Here is a 454-nt window from a genome sequence, read left to right on the forward strand (position 1 = left end):
CCCCCCCCCCCCCCCCCCCCCCCCCCCCCCCCCTTTCAAAAAAAAAAAAGACACACTAGATATGAGAACCAGTCTCGTGGGCTCGGAGATGTGTATAAGAGACAGTTGTATTAGCTCAGACCTGATCTGACAGTTACCGGTTATTTATACAGGTGTCCGTCAGATTACATCTGGTTTAAATTTTTCTCAGCCCAGATGTGTTTTCCATCAAGTAACGTTTCCATTGGCGTCCGGCCACAGCACATTTTCCCCTGATGGGTTCGCTCATTATTATAGTGAACCAGCCATTCATCAAGATCTGACTGTAATGTATCAAGTTCGCCATACAGTTTTTTGCGGAATGCTACTTGATAAAACTCCTGCCTGTCTCTTATACACATCTCCGAGCCCACGAGACTGGTTCTCATATCTAGTGTGTCGTTTTTTTTTTTGAAAGGGGGGGGGGGGGGGGGGG

General features: G+C 47.8%; 1 pseudogene. It reads right to left on the minus strand.

The features are described from left to right. Positions 1 to 164: 164 nt before the first annotated feature. Positions 165 to 454 (minus strand): annotated as a pseudogene (locus ACLRGG_RS21050) (hypothetical protein); the annotation flags it as partial.

Origin of the sequence: Erwinia sp. PPS120 (assembly GCF_047918655.1) — a bacterium.
Classification (GTDB): Bacteria; Pseudomonadota; Gammaproteobacteria; order Enterobacterales; family Enterobacteriaceae; genus Erwinia; species Erwinia tasmaniensis_A.